Source organism: Sphingobacterium sp. HJSM2_6 (genome assembly GCF_049316305.1).
Classification (GTDB): domain Bacteria; phylum Bacteroidota; class Bacteroidia; order Sphingobacteriales; family Sphingobacteriaceae; genus Sphingobacterium.
Genome location: NZ_JBMOXB010000038.1, coordinates 1 through 1,461, shown reverse-complemented (window position 1 = coordinate 1,461; position 1,461 = coordinate 1). Strand labels below are relative to the sequence as shown.

Sequence of the window (1,461 nt, the reverse complement as noted above, 5' to 3'; positions counted from 1 at the left end):
GAACGTGGCGAGGCCGTGCCCTCACTCGATGCTGCAAAGAAAATCGCTTCCGCACTGGGCGTGACGCTCGACTACCTTACTGGTGAGACCAGCAGCGCAGCTTTCGACCGCAGGACGGTGGAAAGGATACAGGCTATCGAACAGCTTGACGAAGGCGAAAAGCAGCATGTGTTCGCCTTGCTCGATGCGTTCCTCGCCTAGAACAAGATGCAGGCGATACTAAAGTAAAAAGACCAATCCGATAAAGATTGGGCTGGGATACGACAATAAAGTCCTTTATGCTTATGGTAAGTAATTTGTATACATCAGCAGCATGTATCCTAATCATTCTCTAATATTTCTTTTTCAGCCACTTGTATACAAGTAACCAAGTTAAGAAAAATACTACAAGCTGTATTGGAAGAACTAACAACCAATTTCCCGAATCGCTGTACATTAAACCAAAACTTATAAAGTTGACAGGAATGGTAAGCAGCGCAGCCAACAATACCCAATCTGCGTAATAGGGAGGATACAAGCACAAAACTGAGATTGTTCCCACCCCTACATACAGTAGAGAGATTACCAATGAATTATAGTAGGCTTTTTTTGACATATCATTCATCATTGCTGTCATTTAGATGGAACGTTAGTCACACCCCTATTTCCAATAGAATTCCACATAAAGATGTAATTCAAACCTTGCGTACTATTCATAAATATTGCTAATGTCTTAGGTAAAGAAGCTAATCCCAATCCAATTCCTAAAGTCGCGGCTTGTAAACGCGTTTTATTATCGATCGGCATTGAAGCAATCGCAAGCTGCTCACCCACAAATTTCCAGTCAGCCCCAATCGTCCTATTATCCAACAGTAACCCAGTAGCACCAGAGGAACCGAGATTGTCAAACCTTCTATCATGCCCGATTGCAGGATAATCTGCCAAGCTTTTAGGAACAAAAGAATAATCGCCCCTGTAGGTTTTAGGATTATTACCTCCTGCATACGGCAACCCTAATAAATTATTGCCCACAGTCCTTGGATCCAGCGCATCAGGGGTCAAATCTCCTTGTACTTGATGCCAAAAATTATCGAAATCCTTTTTGCCCACATGAATTCCAGCTTCACCGCCAATCTTCCTGTAAAAAACCCCATTTATCGGGGTTAAAAGTTTACTCCCATCACTTAGCAAACCTAATTCCCTTCTTGACTCTTGCTCAACAAAAGTGCTGATATGTGATGAACTTAGGTTTCTTTCAATCGATAAAAAAGCTGAAAATCTCGATATATCATCTTTATCATCGGTAGACCACCCTCCGGCAGTTCGCTCCCACAACTCATAAGGATCTGTATAATTTACAGGACTGTTAAAACCATATCGGTACGGCGTCAAGATAAAAGCAAGTTCCGCCAACGGATCAACCACGTTCCACCTTCCAATCTCCGCGTCGTAGAACCTTGCGCCATAATCCAACTGATCACC

2 protein-coding genes are annotated in these 1,461 nt (G+C 42.8%); one reads left to right on the top strand and one right to left on the bottom strand.

Annotation, left to right across the window (positions count from 1 at the left end):
- A partial coding sequence (locus ACFRAE_RS17680; RefSeq protein ID WP_422798495.1) for a helix-turn-helix domain-containing protein occupies positions 1-201 on the top strand: 201 nt, incomplete at its 5' end.
- A gap of 411 nt (positions 202-612) precedes the next feature.
- Here the strand turns inward: ACFRAE_RS17680 and ACFRAE_RS17675 are convergent.
- Positions 613-1,461 (bottom strand): RHS repeat-associated core domain-containing protein (locus ACFRAE_RS17675; protein WP_422798494.1); only part of this gene is annotated, 849 nt, incomplete at its 5' end.